The sequence below is a fragment of the Burkholderia sp. NFPP32 genome (genome assembly GCF_900119325.1).
GTDB lineage: Bacteria > Pseudomonadota > Gammaproteobacteria > Burkholderiales > Burkholderiaceae > Burkholderia > Burkholderia pyrrocinia_C.
This window is the reverse complement of the sequence record NZ_FPJP01000026.1, coordinates 18,631-35,972: the sequence shown is the minus strand read 5'-3', so window position 1 is coordinate 35,972 and position 17,342 is coordinate 18,631. Positions and strand designations below refer to the sequence as shown.

Genomic DNA, 17,342 nt, shown 5'->3' with positions numbered 1-17,342 from the left:
CGTTACCGGGTTGTCTGCGCCAGTGTAGCGAATACGGCTTCGTCCGGCGCCTGCGTGATCAGCGTATCGCCGAATCGCTTCAGCAGGATGAACTTGATCGCGCCGGCCTCGGCCTTCTTGTCGACGCGCATCAAATCCATGTAGCGCGCGTCGCCGAGCGCGGGCCCGCGGGTCGGCAGATGCGCGGCCGCGATCACCGCGTCGAGCCGCTGCCGCGACGCTTCGTCGAGCAGGCCGAGCCGCACCGACAGGTCGCCCGCCATCACCATCCCGCAGCCGACGGCCTCGCCGTGCAGCCACTCGCCGTAGCCGAGCCCGGCCTCGATTGCATGGCCGAACGTGTGGCCGAAGTTCAGGATCGCGCGCAGGCCGCCTTCGCGCTCGTCGGCCGCGACCACGCTCGCCTTGATCTCGCACGAGCGCTTCACGGCGTGCGCAAGCGCTGCCGGCTCGCGACGGTTCAGCGCGTCGACGTTCGCCTCGATCCAGTCGAAGAATTCCGCATCGGCGATCGCGCCGGTCTTGATGATCTCGGCGACACCGGCCGCCAGTTCGCGATCGGGCAGCGTCGCCAGCGCGCCGATGTCCGCGATCACGGCTTGCGGCTGGTAGAACGCGCCGATCATGTTCTTGCCTAGCGGGTGGTTGATGCCCGTCTTGCCGCCGACCGACGAATCGACCTGCGACAGCAGCGTCGTCGGTACCTGGATGAACGGCACGCCGCGCATGTAGCACGCGGCGGCAAAGCCCGTCATGTCGCCGACCACGCCGCCGCCGAGTGCGACGAGCGTCGTCTTGCGATCCGCGCGCCCGGTCAGCAGGCCGTCGAAGATCAGGTTCAGCGTTTCCCAGTTCTTGTACGCCTCGCCGTCCGGCAGCACGACCGTCGACACATGCTTGCCAAGCGGCGCGAGCGCCGCGCGCAGCGTGTCGCCGTAAAGCGGATCGACCGTCGTGTTCGTGACGATCGTGGCGGACGAACCCTTGATGTGAGGCGCGAACAGCTCGGCGCGGCCGATCAGGCCGGCGCCAATATGAATCGGATAGGCGCGGTCGCCCAGATCGACGTTGACAGTAATCATGCTTGTAGCGGCTTGGCGATGACGCCCGCCAGTTCGAGTTGCATCAGCACCATGTTGACGAGACCGTTGACCGACGGACGGCCGGTCTCGATGACGAAATCCGCGCATTCGCGGTACAGCGGGTCGCGCACTTCGTAGAGCGCTTCGAGACGCCCCTTCGGATCCTCGGTCTGCAGCAGCGGGCGGTTCTTGTCCTTGCGCGTGCGCAGCCACAGATCGTGCGGATTGGCACGCAGATAGACGACGATGCCATTGCTTTTCAGGCAGTCGCGATTTTCCGGGCGCAGCACCGCGCCGCCGCCCGTCGCAAGCACGATGTTCTCGCGCTGCGTGAGCTCGGCGATCACCTGCGTTTCGCGATCGCGAAACCCGGTCTCGCCCTCCAGCTCGAAGATCACCGGAATGCGCGCGCCCGTGCGGGCCTCGATTTCGTGGTCGGAGTCGAAGAACGTCCTGTCGAGACGACGCGCGACCGCACGGCCCACGGTGGTCTTACCCGCTCCCATAAGGCCGACGAAAAATACGTTTGCATGTGGGTCCCGCGCTTGCAACGGCTTCCTCTGCTTCAATCTTGCTGGTGTGTGGCGCAGCTTACTGGCAAAGCGGCTGCCTTGTCGAGCCTGCGCCGGCGGCTTCCGGCCCCGTTTTGTCGTGATCCGCGCCAGCCGCGCCGCGCGCATCGCAGCGCGCATCGACGACGGTCGGCGTGATGAAGACGACCAGTTCGCTGCGCTGGTCGCGCTGCGCGCGGTGCCGGAAAAGCGCGCCCAGAATCGGTATTTTGCCCAAGAGCGGCACGCGCGTCACATCGTTCCGGCGCAGCTGCTCGTAGATCCCGCCGATCGCGACCGTCCCGCCGTCCTCGACCTCGACGCGCGTCTGCACGTGCTTCGTATGGATAGCCGGGCCGGCCGCCGTCGGCTCGCCGACGCTGTCCTTCGTCACGTCCAGGTCGAGCACGACACGCCCGTCGGGCGTGATCTGCGGCTCGACCTCGAGCTTGAGCGTCGCGCGGCGGAACTGCACGCCGCTCACGCCGTTGCCGACCTTCGCCTGGTACGGCAGCTCCGAACCCTGCTCGACGATGGCCTTGACGCGATCGGCGGTCACCACGCGCGGACGCGAAACGATCTGTCCCCGCCCTTGCGCTTCGAGTGCGCTCAGTTCGATGTCGAGTACGCGGCTGAGCGGCGCGGCAAACAGCGTGAAGCCGGCGGTTGCCGCCTCGAAACCGCCGAGCGGCCGCGCGGCAAGGTCGAGCGCGTTGCGCGCGTCCGCCGTGAACGTGGTGCCGTCGCCCGACGGCGGGCGCCCCTGCGCACGCAGCGCGACGCGTGCGCCGAGGTTGCGCGAGAAGCCCTGTTCGCCCTCGACGATGCGCGCCTCGATCCGGACCTGCCGCGATGGCCGGTCGATCGCATCGATCAGGCCCGCGATCTGCACGATACGCGGTTCGAGATCGGTGACGAACAACAGGTTCGTGCGCGGATCGGCCGCCGCGGCGCCGCGCTTCGACAGCAGGCGCTGGCCGGTCGCGCCGGTCAGCAGCCGTTGCACGTCCTGCGCGCGCGGGTAATGCAGCGCGAACGTACGGCTCGCGAGCGGCTCCAGATCGGCGGCCCGCGCATGCATCTCGAAGCGCTCGCGTTCGCGCGCGGCCAGTTCGGCCGCCGGCGTGACCCATATCACGTTGCCGCGCCGCGACATCGCGAGCCCGTGCGTGTCGAGCAGCGTGTCGAATGCATCGCGCCAGCGAACATTGTTCAGACGTAACGTGACGGTGCCGCGCACCTGCTCGCCGACGACGATATTGAGGCCCGTGAACCGGGCGAACGCGTCGAATGCAGCTGCGAGACCGACGCCCTGCAGATTCAGCGAGATTCGACGCGCGTCGTTCGCATCTCCCGGTTGCCGTGCCGCGTCGTCGCTCATCCGGGCCGGCGGCGCCAACGGGATCGGCGGCCCCTCCAGCCGGAGAGCCGGAGCGGCGGTTTCTGCCTGACGCGCCGCGTGAGCCGCGTGATCGAACCGTTGCGGGCCGCCCCCCGCCGACACGGCATCATCCACGCCGTCGGCCAAGCCTCCGGGCGGCGGCAGGCCCGGCACCTGCGCATCCATCGCCGCTGCTGGCCAGACGGCCGGCAGCGGTGGCAATGACGCGCTTGCCCCGGCCGCCGTCAATCCGGCCCAGACGACGGCGAGTGCCCGACATCCGTACTTCATCATGGCCGGCCTCCGTCATCGAGGACGAGCCGGTGCGCCCCGTCCGCCGTCGCGAGCGTCACGGCCGCGGGCTCGACACGCACCACGCGCGCAGCCCCGAGCGCTTCGCCGGGCACCACGGCGGTGAACGTGCCGTCGCCGCCGTCGAACAGCGCGAGACCGGCGCGCGCGTCGCGAATCGTGCCGGCCAGGCGGGCAGCCTGACCATCCGCTGCGGACAAACCAGCCGTGTCGAACGGGTCCTCGTCGAGCGCCGCTGCCGGAACCGCCACCGTGCCGCCAGCGCCCGTTGCAGCCGGCAGCGCCGGAAAAACGTCGACGGACATTTCCACGCGCGCCGCCTGCAATCCTCGCTCGACAGACAGCGCCGACGGCACCGCCAGCACCGGGAAGCTCGCCAGCCCGCCGACCACGTGCAACAACGCGCGAAAACCGCCATCCGCGACGACACGCACCGTGCGCCGGCCGTCCGGCGCCGCGCCGCCGGCTTGCTGCGGTTCGATCGATACGCGACGCAGCCCGCTCGACGCTGCGAGATCGGCCAGTTCGAGCATCAGCGCGCCCCATTCCGGCACCGGCGACAAGCGGTCATCGCGCGCTGGTGCCGGACCTGCATCGCGCCGCTGCCCGGCGGCCGCAAGCACGCGCCGTGCATCGGCCTCACGCACCTGCGCCTCTGCCAGCAACGTGCGACTGTGCGCGAGCCCGCTCCAGTCGGCGGTATTCGCCAGATGAATTCCCCCTGCCAGCACGGCTGCGAACGCCAGCGCGCAGCCGGCCGCATGGGCAGCCTCGGGCGACACGCGCCGCATGCCGCGCAGCCATGCTTCGCCGCGCGGCGCAGGCCGATGCGCGATCGCCATCATGCTCCGCCTCCCGCCGCCTTCCGCGACGACATCGCATCGCGCCAGCGCAGTTGGACCGAGAACCGGAACGGCATCCCCGTCGACGCGACCGGTGCATCCGAAGCAGGCTTCAACGCGTCGATATCGATCCGCCAGCCCCGCTGCTCGCGCGCCATCCCGGCGAGCCATCGCTCGGCCGCCCGGTAACTCGTGGCGCGCACATCGAGCTCGGCACCCGTCGGTGTCGTGCGCAGCGTGTCGAGCCGAACCGCGTCGTCTCGCACCTGCGCCAGCGTCGCCAGCAGCGCTGCGACGCGCCGGTAAGGCGCGGCGAGTTCGGCTGCCTGCGCGCCGCGCCGAGCGGCGGCGGCGGCTGCACTGGCGGCGCGCGTCGCAACTTCCACCCGCGGCTGCAACTGCCGCAGCCGCGTCTCCACGCTTACGTGCTCGGCGTCCACACGCCACCGCAGCCATGCGGCAGCGCCCGTCCACAGACCGGCGCCGAGCACGCCGAGCAGGATTGCCGTCCCGCACTGCGCGGCCCGGCGACGTCGCAACGCCTGCGCCAGCCGCTCGCGGTACGGCAGCAGGTTGAAACCGCCGAGCCCAGCACGAACGACCTCAGCCGGCCTGGACGCGCGTGCCGGCATGCGACCGGTCATCATTCCCACACCCCGCGCAACGCCAGCCCGAACGCGACGGCGAATGCAGGGCCGCCCGGCATGCCGGCGGGCGGGCACGGCTGCCCATCCCAGCCCGTGCAGTCGAACGGCACCGCAACCGCGCCGAGCACGTCGCCGATATCGGCGACGGACGTCCCGAAGCGGGCGATGCACCGCTCGTCCCCGGCCACGAGTACGCAACGCACGGCCCCGAGCACGCGCTGGCGCAATGCGTCGGTGAACGCCTCCGGCGCCCCGCCTGACAGCGCGAGCACCTGCGCGGCCAGCGCACCGTCGACCCGCCACGCTCGCACGCCCGAGTCGCTGAACCAGAGCGCGGCATAGGGACCATGCGCGTCGAGCTCGAACTGCGCCGCATAACGCAACGCGCGCAGCGCGGCCGCCGACTCGCCGTCGACGGCCGTCAGGTCGACACCGGCCTGGGCGGCCACGTCGATCCGCCGTTCGAGCAGCGCCAGCGGGGCCACCGCGACCTCGATCTCGCCAGACTGCGCGCCGCCATCCTGCCGCCAGTCGAACGCGAGGCTGTCCGGCGCCAGCCCCGAAATGCGCTCGGCCGCCTGCCGAGCGGCATCCTCGACGTCGCCACGCCCGGCCAGGTCGAGCGTCGCGGTACGGATCTCTTCATCGCACAGCGCCATCACGCCGCACGCCTCGCACCGCACACCCGCCGCCGACAGCCGCGACACGGCCGCCGCCAGCGAGCGCGCGACCGCCGCCCAGCGCGCGTCTTCCGGCCCGCCCGCCAACCCGACCGGCTCCCGCTCGAGCCCCTCGACGCGCACATCGACAGCACGGGCGCGCCGGCTCAGCGCGACCACCCTCACCTCGTCCGCACCGACGTCGATTCCCGTCGCCCCGTGCCTGCCCTGCGCGAACCGCGCCCCCCATCGTCCCGCCATCCCGGCCTCCCGCGATCGTCGCGGCCCACGCCGCGTTTCCGAGACCTGATTCTGCAAAGCGGCGCGTTCGGCCGACAGTCGGCCGAACGGCCAGCATCGGCTCGGAACAGCCGTGCGCGGGCTATGCTGAAGACACGTCAACCCGCGGCTTTCCGGCGGGCAGCCCCCGTGTCAGGACCGGTCTTACCGGGCAGCTATAATCGCGAGACTGTTTTCCGGTATGCCTATGCAATCCACGACTCCTACGTCCCCGCCTCCCGCCCCGGAGCCGAAGAAGCGTCCCTGGTGGCAAAAAGTCCTGCTCGGCTTCGCCGCGATGTGCGTGGCCCTCGTCGTGGCCGGCGGCCTCGTGCTCGGCTACGCGCTCGTCGTCGCGTGGCCGAACATGCCGTCGCTCGACGCGCTGACCGACTACCGCCCGAAGGTGCCGCTGCGCATCTATACGTCCGATCACGTGCTGATCGGCGAATTCGGCGAAGAGCGCCGCGACGTCGTCCATTTCAAGGACGTGCCCGACTCGCTGAAGAAGGCGATCCTCGCGATCGAGGACGCACGCTTCTACGATCACGGCGGCGTCGACCTCACCGGCATCATCCGCGCCGGCTTCGTCGCGCTGACGAACGGTCATGCATCGCAGGGCGCGAGCACGATCACGATGCAGGTCGCGCGCAACTTCTTCCTGTCGAGCGAGAAGACCTACACGCGCAAGATCTACGAGATGCTGCTCGCGTACCGGATCGAGCGCGCGCTGACGAAGGATCAGATTCTCGAGGTCTACATGAATCAGATCTATCTCGGCCAGCGCGCGTACGGCTTCGCGAGCGCCGCGCGGGTCTATTTCGGCAAGGACCTGAAGGACATCACGCTCGCGGAGGCGGCGATGCTCGCGGGGCTGCCGAAGGCGCCGTCCGCGTATAACCCGGTCGTGAACCCGAAGCGCGCGAAGGTGCGCCAGGAATACATCCTGCAGCGGATGCTCGAGCTGAACTTCATCACGCGCGAGCAGTACGACGAGGCCGTCGCGCAGCCGCTCGTCGTCAAGGGCCCGGGCCGCGATTTCAGCGTGCACGCCGAGTACGTCGCGGAAATGGTCAGACAGATGATGTACGCGCAGTACCGCGAGGAAACCTACACGCGCGGCTTCAACGTCGTCACGACGATCGACTCCGCTGACCAGCAGGTCGCGTACACCGCGCTGCGCAAGGGCATCATGGATTACGAGCGCCGGCACGGCTATCGCGGGCCGGAAGGCTTCATCGAGCTGCCGGCCGGTGCGGACGACCGCGAACAGGCGATCGACGACGCGCTGCTCGAGCACCCCGACAACGGCGAACTGATAGCCGCGGTCGTCACGGCCGCGAGCCCGCGCCAGATCACGGTCGCGTTCATCGACGGCAGCACTGCGACGATCGAAGGCGACAACCTGCGCTTCGCGTCGGGCGCGCTGTCGACCAACGCGCAGCCGAACCGCCGCATCCGCCCGGGCGCGATCGTCCGCGTCGTGAAGAGCGACACCGGCAAATGGTCGATCACGCAGTTGCCGCAGGTCGAAGGCGCGTTCCTGTCGATCATCCCGCAGGACGGCGCGATCCGCTCGCTCGTCGGCGGCTTCGACTACAACAAGAACAAGTTCAACCACGTCACGCAGGCGTGGCGGCAGCCGGGTTCGTCGTTCAAGCCGTTCATCTACTCGGCGTCGCTCGACAAGGGCCTCGGGCCGGCAACCGTGATCAACGACGGCCCGCTATATTTCAGCGCCGCCGAAACGGGCGGCCAGCCGTGGGAGCCGAAGAACTACGGCGGCGGCTTCGAAGGCCCGATGTCGATGCGCACCGCGCTGCAGCGCTCGCGCAACCTCGTGTCGATCCGGATCCTGAACCACATCGGCACGAAGTACGCGCAGCAGTACATCACGCGCTTCGGCTTCGACGCCGAGCGCCATCCGGCCTACCTGCCGATGGCGCTCGGCGCGGGCCAGGTCACGCCGCTGCAGATGGCCGGCGCGTACTCGGTCTTCGCGAACGGCGGCTACCGCGTCAATCCGTACCTGATCGCCGAAGTCACCGATCCGAACGGCGCGATCGTCGCACGCGCGCAACCGCTCGTCGCCGAGCAGAACGCGCCGCGCGCGATCGACGCGCGCAACGCATACGTGATGAACAGCCTGCTGCAGAGCGTCGCGCAGCGCGGCACGGGCGCGCGGACCAACATCCTGAAGCGCACCGACCTCGCGGGCAAGACCGGCACGACGAACGATTCGCACGACGCGTGGTTCGCCGGCTACCAGCACACGCTCGCCGCGATCGCGTGGATCGGCTACGACAACCCGCGCAGCCTCGGCGATCGCGAAACCGGCGGCGGCCTGTCGCTGCCCGTCTGGATCGACTACATGGGCGCGGCGCTGAAGGGCGTGCCGGAGTTCAAGCCGCCGGTGCCGGACGGCGTCGAGTCGCTCGGCAGCGAGCTGTACTTCACCGACTTCACGCCGGGGCACGGTTTCGTGTCGACGGTCGGTGTGCCGCAGGCGCCGGCCGCGCAGAACGTCGACGAAGCGGCGCCGGCGCCGCACGTCGACGAGCAGGAAAAGCAGGACATCATGAACCTGTTCCGCGGCCACTGACCGCAGCCACGGACATGAAAAAAGCGCCCCGTGAATGAACTGCGGGGCGCTTTTTCTTTTGGTACGACATCCGGGGCCCGGCGCCCCGGCCGTCACGCGCTGAACGTGATCGGCAGGCCGGCCTGCTGCGTCGCGTATTCGGTGAGCGCCGCGTAGAACTCGGTGCCCGTGCGCGTATCGCGCCATTCGCCATCAACGAAACGGTAGTGGAATCCGCCCGCCTTCGCGGCGATCCACACTTCCTTCATCGGCGGCTGCAGGTTGACGATGATCTTCGAGCCATTCTCGAACGTCAGCGTCAGGACGCTGCCGTTGCGCTCCAGATCGATGTCGTGGTCGCCGTCGTTCGCGGTGTCGACGGTACGCTCGACGGCCGTCAGCACGGCCTCGGCACGGGTCAGGTATTCGGTATCGGACATGCTAAACTCTATCGGTTCAATTGTTCAGGGACGATCATGCGAGTCGTTTTCCGGATGAGCGCGATTGTAGCGGCTTTGGCGATTCTTGCCGGCTGCGGTCAAAGCGGCCCGCTCTATCTGCCTACCGTGCCTCCGCTGCCCAAGCCGATCCAGCAGCAGGACACGCCGCCGTCGGACGTGAAGCCGACCGATGAAAACGCGTCATCCGACAGTGTGCCCGATTCGTCCGGCACGCCGCTCACGCTGACGCCCGAACTGTCGAGCGACGCATCGAAAATGCCCGCACCGGCGTCGGGCTCGGCCGTCACGCAGTAACGACGCGCCCGCGCAGCTCGCGAAACAAGGCGATGACTTCCCGGTCATCGCCTTTTGTTTTTGCAGGCCGTGCCGTCACGCGCGCACGCGCCGCCATCCCCATGCGGCCAGCCGCCAGCCGAGCAGCGCGGCGACGATCGCCGCGTAAAGCTTCGGCTGCGCGAGATCGTGCTTGCCGGCTCTCATCCACCAGAAGTGCAGCACGCCGAACAGCGCGATCGCGTAGATCGCGCAGTGCAGCGTCGCCCAGTGGCGGCCGAGCCGGCGCACCATCGCGCGCGGCGACGTCGCTGCGAGCGGGATCAGCAGCACGAACGCGGCAAAGCCGACCGTGATGAACGGGCGCTTGCCGACGTCCTTCAGGATCGCGACGACGTCGAACCACTTGTCGAACCACAGGTAGGTCGTGAAATGCAGCGTCGCGTAAAAGAACGCAAACAGCCCGATCATCCGGCGAAAGCGCAGCAGCGTCGCGAAGCCCGTCATGCGCCGCAGCGGCGTGACAGCAAGCGTGATGCACAGCATCACGAGCGTCCACAGGCCGGTCGAGCGCGTGATGAATTCGATCGGGTTCGCGCCGAGCCGGTCAGTCAGCCCGAACAGCACGAGACGCGCAAGCGGATAGAGGCCGGCCGCGAAAACCAGCACCTTGGCCGGCACGAGCCAGCGCGGCGCGCCGGTACGGATCGCACCGGCCCGGGCCGCGCGTGCGGTCGATCCGCTGCCGGCTGCGCGCGCGGGTGTCAGCGTCGAAGGAGGCATGTCGTTTCTCACCGTCGCGCTCAGAAGTTCTTTTTCAGGTCCATGCCCTGATACATCGACGCAACCAGATCGCCGTAGCCGTTGAACATCAGCGTCTTGCGCTTCGGCGTGAAGAAGCCGTCCTCGCCGATGCGCCGCTCGGTCGCCTGACTCCAGCGCGGATGATCGACGTTCGGGTTCACGTTCGAATAAAAGCCGTATTCGTTCGCTGCGTACGTGTTCCAGCTCGTCTTCGGCTGCTGGTCGACGAAGCGGATCTTCACGAGCGACTTCGCGCTCTTGAAGCCGTACTTCCACGGCACGACGATTCGCACCGGCGCGCCGTTCTGGTTCGGCAGCACCTGCCCGTAGACACCCATCGTCAGCAGCGTCAGCGGATTCATCGCCTCGTCCATCCGCAGCCCTTCCGAATACGGCCAGTCGAGCACGGGTGTCGAGAGGCCCGGCATCTGCGACGGATCGGCCAGCGTGATGAACTGCACGTATTTCGCATTGCCGGTCGGCTGCACACGCTTGATCAGCTCGGACAGCGGCACGCCGATCCACGGGATCACCATCGACCAGCCTTCGACGCAGCGCAGCCGGTACACGCGCTCCTCGAGCGGTGCGAGCTTCAGCAGTTCGTCGAGATCGAACACTTTCGGGTGCAGCACCTCGCCCTCGACGCTCACGCGCCACGGGCGCGGCCGCAGCGTGCCGGCGTTCTGCGCCGGGTCGCTCTTGTCGGTGCCGAATTCGTAGAAGTTGTTGTAGGACGTGATGTCCTTGAACGGCGTCACCTTGTCGGCCGCGACGAACTTCGGGTTCGTTTTCGCCGCGAGCTTCGCCGCCCGCGCGTCGGGCGACGCATACGCGGCAAATGCCGCATCGCTGCCGCCGAGCAACCCGCCCGCCGCCGCGAGGCCGGCCGCCTGCAAGACGCGCCGCCGGTTCTCGAACACCGCGCGCGGCGTGATCTCGCTGTGCGCGATATCGGCGCCGGTCAGTACGTTCCGCAAAGGGCGTTTGATCCACATCGTGCTGCTCCTCCTGCATGCGCCGCGCGCACGCTTCATGAGCGTTCGACCCGGCCCGTCATGCGCCGTTCGACGCCCGGATCGCCCGCCCGTTACAAAAGAAAACCGCCGGGCACGCAGTGCACCGGCGGTCTTATAGTCGGACGAGCGGCCGAAATCTTACAGCTTGCCGTAGCTATGCAGCCCGGACAGGAACATGTTGACGCCGAGGAACGCGAACGTCGTGACGAGCAGGCCCGTGAGTGCCCACCAGGCGGCAACCGCGCCGCGCAGGCCCTTCATCAGCCGCATGTGCAGCCACGCCGCGTAGTTGAGCCACACGATCAGCGCCCAGGTTTCCTTCGGGTCCCAGCTCCAGTAGCCGCCCCATGCCTCAGCCGCCCACAGCGCGCCGAGGATCGTCGCGATCGTGAAGAACGCGAAACCGACCGCGATCGACTTGTACATCACGTCGTCGAGCACCTCGAGCGTCGGCAGGCGATCGGCGAGCACGCCGCGCTCCTTCATCAGGTACGCGACCGACACCATCGCCGACAGCGCGAAGCTGCCGTAGCCGATGAAGTTCGCCGGCACGTGGATCTTCATCCACCAGCTCTGCAGCGCAGGCACGAGCGGCTGGATCTGCTGCGCATCGCGCGCGACCGAGTACCACATCAGGAAGCCGACCGCCGCGCTGATGACCAGCAGCACGAACGCGCCGAGCGAACGCGTGCCGTAGTGGCCTTCGTAATACAGATAGAGCAGCGCGGTGATCAGGCTGAACAGGACGAACACCTCGTAGAGGTTCGATACCGGGATATGCCCGACGTCGGCGCCGATCAGGTAGGACTCGTACCAGCGCACCATCAGCCCCGTGAAGCCCATCAGCACGGCGACCCACGTGAGCTTCTGGCCGATCGCGGCGCCCGTTTCCGAGCGCGCGAGCAAGCCGATCCAGTAGAAGATCGTCGCGAGCACGAACAACGCGCTCATCCACAGGATCGCCGACTGGCTCGACAGGAAGTACTTGAGGAAGAACGCCGAATCGGCGCGCGCGAGATCGCCCTGGTAGATCTGGATCGACAGCAGCGACAGCACGGCGATCGACGCCATCATCAGCCGGGCCGGCTTCCAGCGCCAGCCGAGCGCGACGAGCGCCGGCACGGTGCCGATCATCACCGCCTTGTCGTAGTAATCCATGTGCGCGTTGTAGTGCACGAGCGCATAACCCGCGCCCGCCACGAGCGCCAGTGCGAACAGCCAGTCGATCAGCGACAGGCGCGCGAGGAACGGACGATCGTCGAACAGCGGCGCCGAAACCGGGGCCTGGGCCGACGCCCGACGGGAAGAGGAGACTTGCGTGAGATCCATGATGTTACCGGGTGGAATTCTCGGAATCGGAACCGCCGCCGGCAGGCGGGCGGGCCGTCGATGCCGCACCGGCGGGCGCGGCATCGCGAGGTACGGCGCGCAAGGCGGCGCCGGCCGCGTCGCGCGTCTGCACGAATTCTTTCTCGAAATCGAAGGTCTTGCGGGCCGTGGACATCGCCATCACCACCTCGACACCCGGGCCGGCATCCTTGAGCCAGAACCAGAGGCGCCGTTCGCGCACGTAGAACATCGAGAAGATGCCGGCGACCAGCAGCAGGCTGCCAAGATACACCAGATTCTTGCCGGGTGCGCGCGTCAGCTGAAATACCGAAGCTTGCACCTGCTTGAATGAGTCTAGCTGCAGATAGACGGGCGATCCATACAGAAAGCTGTCGGATAGCGCATTGATCGCGTTCTGCACGAATCGGATCGTGTCGGTGCCCTGCTGGGCGGCCGGCTGGCCGGCGCGCTCGCGCGCGATCTGCCAGACCTCCCACATCGAGCCCTCGAGCATCCGCAGCAGCAGGCTCGCGGCCTTCTCCTGCTCGGCCTTGGGCACCGAGCGATCGATGAACGTCGCCACGGCCTGGAAGCCGCCGATCGGCTGGCCGTCGGCGCCGCGGCCGACGCTGTCGTCGCTGGCGGCAAACAGGGTCAGTACCTTCGATGCGCTGTCCTGCAGGCGGACGCGCAGCGATGCGTCGGTGCCCGGCAGCGAACGCTGCGCGAAGCGCGCGGCGGCTTCGGCACGCACGGCCGGATCCTCGAGCGCGGCGCGCAGGTGCATCCATTCGCCGATCGAATCCTGGCTGTCGGCCGGAATCCGCATGTAGCGGAACGGGTCGTTCGGGCTCGCGCGCACGCCGGCGAGAAACACGCGCACGCCGTTCATGTCGACGGGTAGCATGTAGTTGTTGAATTCGCGCGCCTGGCCGTCCTTGCCGCGGATCTTGTACTGCACGGACGGGCCTATGTTGTGGAGCTGCATCGGCTTCGACGTCTTCGCGCCGGAGCCGAGCCGTTCGTCGAACGCCTCCTTCAGCGACGCCGTCTTCGCGACGCCGCGCACGTCCGGCTTGCCGTTCGCGTCGACCATGTTCTCGACGTTGATCGCGCGGAAATCGGAGAACTCGATCGTATCGCCGTCGGCGCCCGGCATCTGCAGCGGTGCCGAACTGCCGATCGTGCCCTGCACGGGGAAGGTCTTCGCGTTGCCGCCCGTCATCGGGTAGGCCGTCATCTGCATCTGCGAGCCGCCGTCCTGGAAGCTCGACTGGTAGATCGACACGCCCTTGTACGTGAACGGCTTGTTGACCTCGACGCGCGCCGGGATCTTCTGGCCGGTCTCGCGATCGATCACGACGATGTCGCTCGCGAACAGCTTCGGCATGCCCGTCGTGTAGTAGTCGACGATGAACTTGTTGAGCTGGATCGAGAACGGCAGGTCCTGGATCAGCGAGCCGCTCGGCTGGTTCAGGATCGCCGTCGACACGAACTGGCCCTCGGGCACCCACGCATAACCGCGGAACGTCGGGTTCGACGCGGACAGGCGATGGTCGGGAGAAATCTCGCTGATCGTCGCGCTCGTGTTGACCGGGCTCTTGCCGAACATCCACATCTGGAATTTGATCGGCAGGTTGCTGTCGAGCAGGCCGCCGATACAGATCACGACGATCGCGACGTGCGCTGAGATGTAGCCCCACTTGGTCATCGCACCGCGCTTCGCGGAGATCAGCGTTGCGCCGTCGGTTTCACGCACGACGTGCTTGTAGCCGGCCTTGGTGACGAACGTGGCGAGTGTCGCCGCAACGGTCGCGCGCGTGCCGGAAGCCGTGTACTCGGCCTTGTGGTGGAACGCGCGCAGGCTGCCTTCGCGGACCTTGTCCTTCCAGCTCTTCGCATCGGCGAGCATCTTCGGCGCGTTGCGGATCACGCACAGCGAGATCGACACGACGAGGAAGATCAGGATCAGCATGAACCACCACGCGCTGTACACGTTGTACAGGCCGAGCGAGCGGAAGATGTCCGCCCAGAACGGCCCGAACTGGTTCACGTAATTCGGATACGGATCGTCCTGGGTCAGGACCGTGCCGACGATGCTCGCGATCGACAGCACCACCAGCAGCGCGATCGCGAAACGCATCGAACTCAGCAGTTCGACCGCGCGCTTCGACGCACCCTGACCCGACTTCGACTGCAACCCCGACGTGGTAACGCTCATTCAAACTCCGACTGACAACAAAAAAGGGCAAGGCGACCGCAACGGTGCGGCGCCCCACCCTTTTCTTGTTCTGACTCCGGACGCCCTTCGGGCGCCCGGTCATTCCATTCGCGACCGACCGCTCAACGCAGGCCCGCGATGTAATCCGCGACGGCCTTGATCTCGTTGTCCGACAGGCGCGTCGCGATCTGATGCATCGCGTCGTTGTTGTTGCGCGCGCCAACTCCCTGCTGGAACGCGGTCAACTGCGCGACCGTGTAATCGGCCCACTGCCCCGACAGACGCGGGTACTGGACCGGAAGCCCCTGCCCGGTCGGCCCGTGGCAGCTCGCGCAGGCGGGCACGCCCTTCTCCGCGATGCCGCCGCGATAGATCTTCTGGCCGATCGGCACGGTCGCCGCATCGCGTGCGGTACCGAGCTTCGTCGTCTGCGACCCGTAGTACGCGGCGACGTTGCGCATGTCGTCCGCGCTCAGCGCACTCGCGAATCCGACCATCACCGCGTTGGTACGCACCGGCCCCTTCGCGCCCGGCTGCGTCTTGAAGTCGTTCAACTGCTTGACCAGATACTCGGGATGCTGGCCGGCAAGCTTCGGGAAACTGCCCGACGCGCTATTGCCGTCGGCGCCGTGACACGACGCGCAGACCTGCCCGGCAATCGCCTTGCCGCGGTCGAGATCCGGCTTTGCCGCATCCGCCGCGTTTGCCTCCGCTACGAAACCTACGAACCCTGCTGCAACCTGAAGCACCATCAGAGACTTGCACAGTCGATTCATTCGCACACCCTGTTTCGTCTTGTGGGAATTTGAGGTTCTGCAAAAAACGACGGCGACCAGTCTACCGCAGAAGCCACATAAAAGCGCGAGGCAGGCGCCCGGTGGCCTTCGGCAAAACCGCCGTATTGTACAATATCGTGTTGAAAGCTCCCGCGCCTATCGGGGCTACCCCGCCTCCACCAAGCGGCTCGCGCCGCCCGTCCTTCCGGTTCCCATGGCCTTTCTGCTCCATCAAGCCCGCTTCTACACGACCGTCAACCATCTGCGCGACCTGCCGCCGACGGTACAGCCGGAAATCGCGTTCGCGGGCCGCTCGAACGCCGGCAAGTCGACGGCGATCAACGTGCTGTGCAACCAGAAGCGGCTGGCCTTCGCATCGAAGACGCCCGGCCGCACGCAGCATATCAACTACTTCTCCGTCGGCCCGGCCGCCGAGCCCGTCGCGAACCTCGTCGACCTGCCCGGCTACGGCTACGCGGAAGTGCCGGGCGCCGCGAAGGCGCACTGGGAAATGCTGCTGTCGTCCTACCTCGCGACCCGCTCGCAGCTCTGCGGCCTGATCCTGATGATGGATTCGCGCCGTCCGCTCACCGACCTCGATCGCCGCATGATCGAGTGGTTCACGCCGACCGGCAAGCCGATCCACACGCTGCTGACGAAGTGCGACAAATTGACGCGGCAGGAAAGCATCAACGCGCTGCGGACCACGCAAAAGGGGCTGGATGCGTATCGCGACCAGGGCGTCCAGGGCAAGCTGACGGTCCAGCTGTTCTCCGCGCTGAAGCGCACGGGGCTCGACGAGGCGCATGAGCTGATCGAGAGCTGGGTGCGGCCGTCCGTCGCCGACGAAAAAAGCGAGCCTGTAGCACAATGATCGGGCAACGCGCGGCCGGGATCGGCGGCGCGCACCTGACGGCGCCTGCGGATTCGGCCGGCTCATAAAAAAACCCGCCGTTTAACGGCGGGTCAAACAGCCTAATCGAAAAACGACAGGCACCCGCTCAGGGAGGAGAAGCGGGGAGTTGCACGCGACGCGTGCCGCTCGATCGCTATCATATACCAACGCTCCCGAAAATGACCTAAGGGTTCCGTAAGGTTCTTACTGCCCTGATTTCTGCCCAACCGACATGAGCTTCCATCCGCTTCATCGTCCGCGCCGGATGCGCCGCGACGACTTCTCCCGGCGCCTGATGCGCGAAAACCGCCTGACCACCGACGATCTGATCTATCCGGTGTTCGTCGTCGACGGCACCAACGAACGGCAGCCGGTGCCGTCGATGCCCGGCGTCGAGCGCGTGTCCGTCGATCTGCTGATGCATGTCGCCGAGCAATGCGTCGAACTCGGCGTGCCCGTGCTGTCGCTGTTCCCGGCCATCGAGCCGTCGCTGAAAACGCCTGACGGCCGCGAGGCAGCCAATCCGGAAGGCCTGATCCCGCGTGCGGTGCGCGAACTGAAGAAGCGCTTCCCCGAGCTCGGCGTGCTGACCGACGTCGCACTCGATCCGTACACGAGCCACGGCCAGGACGGCGTGCTCGACGAGAACGGCTACGTGATCAACGACGACACGATCGAGATCCTGGTCGATCAGGCGCGTGCGCAGGCCGAAGCAGGCGTCGACATCGTCGCGCCGTCGGACATGATGGACGGCCGCATCGGCGCGGTCCGCGAGATGCTGGAAAGCGACGGCCATATCCATACGCGCATCATGGCCTACTCGGCCAAGTTCGCGTCGGCGTTCTACGGCCCGTTCCGCGACGCGGTCGGCTCGGCATCCAACCTGGGCAAGGGCAACAAGATGACCTACCAGATGGATCCGGCGAACAGTGACGAAGCGCTGCGCGAAGTGCGCCTCGACATCGACGAAGGCGCCGACATGGTGATGGTCAAGCCCGGCATGCCGTACCTCGACATCGTGCGTCGCGTGAAGGACGAGTTCCGCTTCCCGACCTACGTGTACCAGGTGAGCGGCGAATACGCGATGCTGAAGGCTGCCGCGATGAACGGCTGGCTCGACCACGACAAGGTCGTGCTCGAATCGCTGCTCGCGTTCAAGCGTGCAGGCGCCGACGGCGTGCTCACGTACTTCGCGCTCGACGCCGCGCGTCTGCTGAAAGCGCAACGCTGATC

At 67.3% G+C, this 17,342-nt stretch carries 16 protein-coding genes; 4 read left to right on the top strand and 12 right to left on the bottom strand.

Annotation, left to right across the window (positions count from 1 at the left end):
• Positions 1–2 precede the first annotated feature (2 nt).
• From aroB to BT264_RS31505, 6 genes are read right to left on the bottom strand one after another with little or no spacing between them, the layout of a single operon-like run.
• A complete protein-coding gene (gene aroB, locus BT264_RS31530; RefSeq protein ID WP_072443845.1) occupies positions 3–1,082 on the bottom strand; it encodes a 3-dehydroquinate synthase in 1,080 nt (359 codons plus the stop codon).
• The gene (gene aroK / locus BT264_RS31525) at positions 1,079–1,633 is read right to left on the bottom strand and encodes a shikimate kinase AroK (protein ID WP_072443844.1); all 555 of its coding nucleotides are present in this window, start codon (positions 1,631–1,633) and stop codon (positions 1,079–1,081) included. Before aroK ends, aroB begins: the two co-directional genes overlap by 4 nt.
• A 40-nt stretch (positions 1,634–1,673) precedes the next feature.
• Positions 1,674–3,308 carry a type IV pilus secretin PilQ gene (locus BT264_RS31520; protein WP_072443843.1) on the bottom strand — a complete coding sequence of 545 codons (1,635 nt, stop codon included), beginning with the start codon at positions 3,306–3,308 and terminating at the stop codon, positions 1,674–1,676.
• Positions 3,305–4,171 (bottom strand): pilus assembly protein, encoded by an 867-nt coding sequence (locus tag BT264_RS31515; RefSeq protein WP_072443842.1) that lies wholly within the window; start codon positions 4,169–4,171, stop codon positions 3,305–3,307. Before BT264_RS31515 ends, BT264_RS31520 begins: the two co-directional genes overlap by 4 nt.
• The gene (locus tag BT264_RS31510; RefSeq protein WP_177318428.1) at positions 4,168–4,800 is read right to left on the bottom strand and encodes a fimbrial protein; all 633 of its coding nucleotides are present in this window, start codon (positions 4,798–4,800) and stop codon (positions 4,168–4,170) included. Before BT264_RS31510 ends, BT264_RS31515 begins: the two co-directional genes overlap by 4 nt.
• Before the next feature lie 11 nt (positions 4,801–4,811).
• On the bottom strand, positions 4,812–5,735 hold the full coding sequence (locus BT264_RS31505) for a type IV pilus biogenesis protein PilM (RefSeq protein WP_072443840.1): 924 nt from the start codon (positions 5,733–5,735) through the stop codon (positions 4,812–4,814).
• Between the two features lie 226 nt (positions 5,736–5,961).
• Between BT264_RS31505 and BT264_RS31500 the strand changes: the two genes are divergently transcribed.
• Entirely contained in the window at positions 5,962–8,355 is a 2,394-nt protein-coding gene (locus BT264_RS31500; RefSeq protein ID WP_083534274.1) for a penicillin-binding protein 1A, read from the top strand.
• Between the two features lie 92 nt (positions 8,356–8,447).
• Here BT264_RS31500 and cyaY read toward each other — a convergent pair whose 3' ends face one another.
• Positions 8,448–8,774: an iron donor protein CyaY gene (gene cyaY / locus BT264_RS31495; RefSeq protein ID WP_047899594.1), complete on the bottom strand. Its 327-nt coding sequence runs from the start codon at positions 8,772–8,774 to the stop codon at positions 8,448–8,450.
• Between the two features lie 36 nt (positions 8,775–8,810).
• On the opposite strand from cyaY, the gene BT264_RS31490 reads away from it, so the two are divergent.
• Complete coding sequence (locus BT264_RS31490) at positions 8,811–9,089, top strand: LPS translocon maturation chaperone LptM (protein ID WP_072443836.1); 279 nt, start codon at positions 8,811–8,813, stop codon at positions 9,087–9,089.
• A 75-nt stretch (positions 9,090–9,164) separates the two neighbouring features.
• Here the strand turns inward: BT264_RS31490 and msrQ are convergent, their stop codons facing one another.
• The 5 genes from msrQ to BT264_RS31460 all read right to left on the bottom strand — a co-directional run bounded on the left by msrQ (position 9,165) and on the right by BT264_RS31460 (position 15,214).
• On the bottom strand, positions 9,165–9,851 hold the full coding sequence (gene msrQ, locus BT264_RS31485; protein ID WP_072443834.1) for a protein-methionine-sulfoxide reductase heme-binding subunit MsrQ: 687 nt from the start codon (positions 9,849–9,851) through the stop codon (positions 9,165–9,167).
• Between the two features lie 20 nt (positions 9,852–9,871).
• Positions 9,872–10,867, bottom strand: a complete 996-nt coding sequence (gene msrP, locus BT264_RS31480) for a protein-methionine-sulfoxide reductase catalytic subunit MsrP (RefSeq protein WP_072443922.1) — start codon at positions 10,865–10,867, stop codon at positions 9,872–9,874.
• Between the two features lie 159 nt (positions 10,868–11,026).
• Entirely contained in the window at positions 11,027–12,217 is a 1,191-nt protein-coding gene (gene ccsB / locus BT264_RS31475; RefSeq protein WP_072443831.1) for a c-type cytochrome biogenesis protein CcsB, read from the bottom strand.
• 4 nt (positions 12,218–12,221) lie between these two features.
• Positions 12,222–14,438 (bottom strand): cytochrome c biogenesis protein ResB, encoded by a 2,217-nt coding sequence (locus BT264_RS31470; RefSeq protein WP_072443828.1) that lies wholly within the window; start codon positions 14,436–14,438, stop codon positions 12,222–12,224.
• Positions 14,439–14,560: 122 nt separating this feature from the next.
• Entirely contained in the window at positions 14,561–15,214 is a 654-nt protein-coding gene (locus BT264_RS31460; RefSeq protein WP_072443826.1) for a c-type cytochrome, read from the bottom strand.
• Positions 15,215–15,428: 214 nt separating this feature from the next.
• Between BT264_RS31460 and yihA the strand changes: the two genes are divergently transcribed.
• Entirely contained in the window at positions 15,429–16,088 is a 660-nt protein-coding gene (yihA, locus tag BT264_RS31455) for a ribosome biogenesis GTP-binding protein YihA/YsxC (RefSeq protein ID WP_034183610.1), read from the top strand.
• A 253-nt stretch (positions 16,089–16,341) separates the two neighbouring features.
• Positions 16,342–17,340 (top strand): porphobilinogen synthase, encoded by a 999-nt coding sequence (gene hemB / locus BT264_RS31450; RefSeq protein WP_034183609.1) that lies wholly within the window; start codon positions 16,342–16,344, stop codon positions 17,338–17,340.
• Positions 17,341–17,342: the final 2 nt, after the last annotated feature.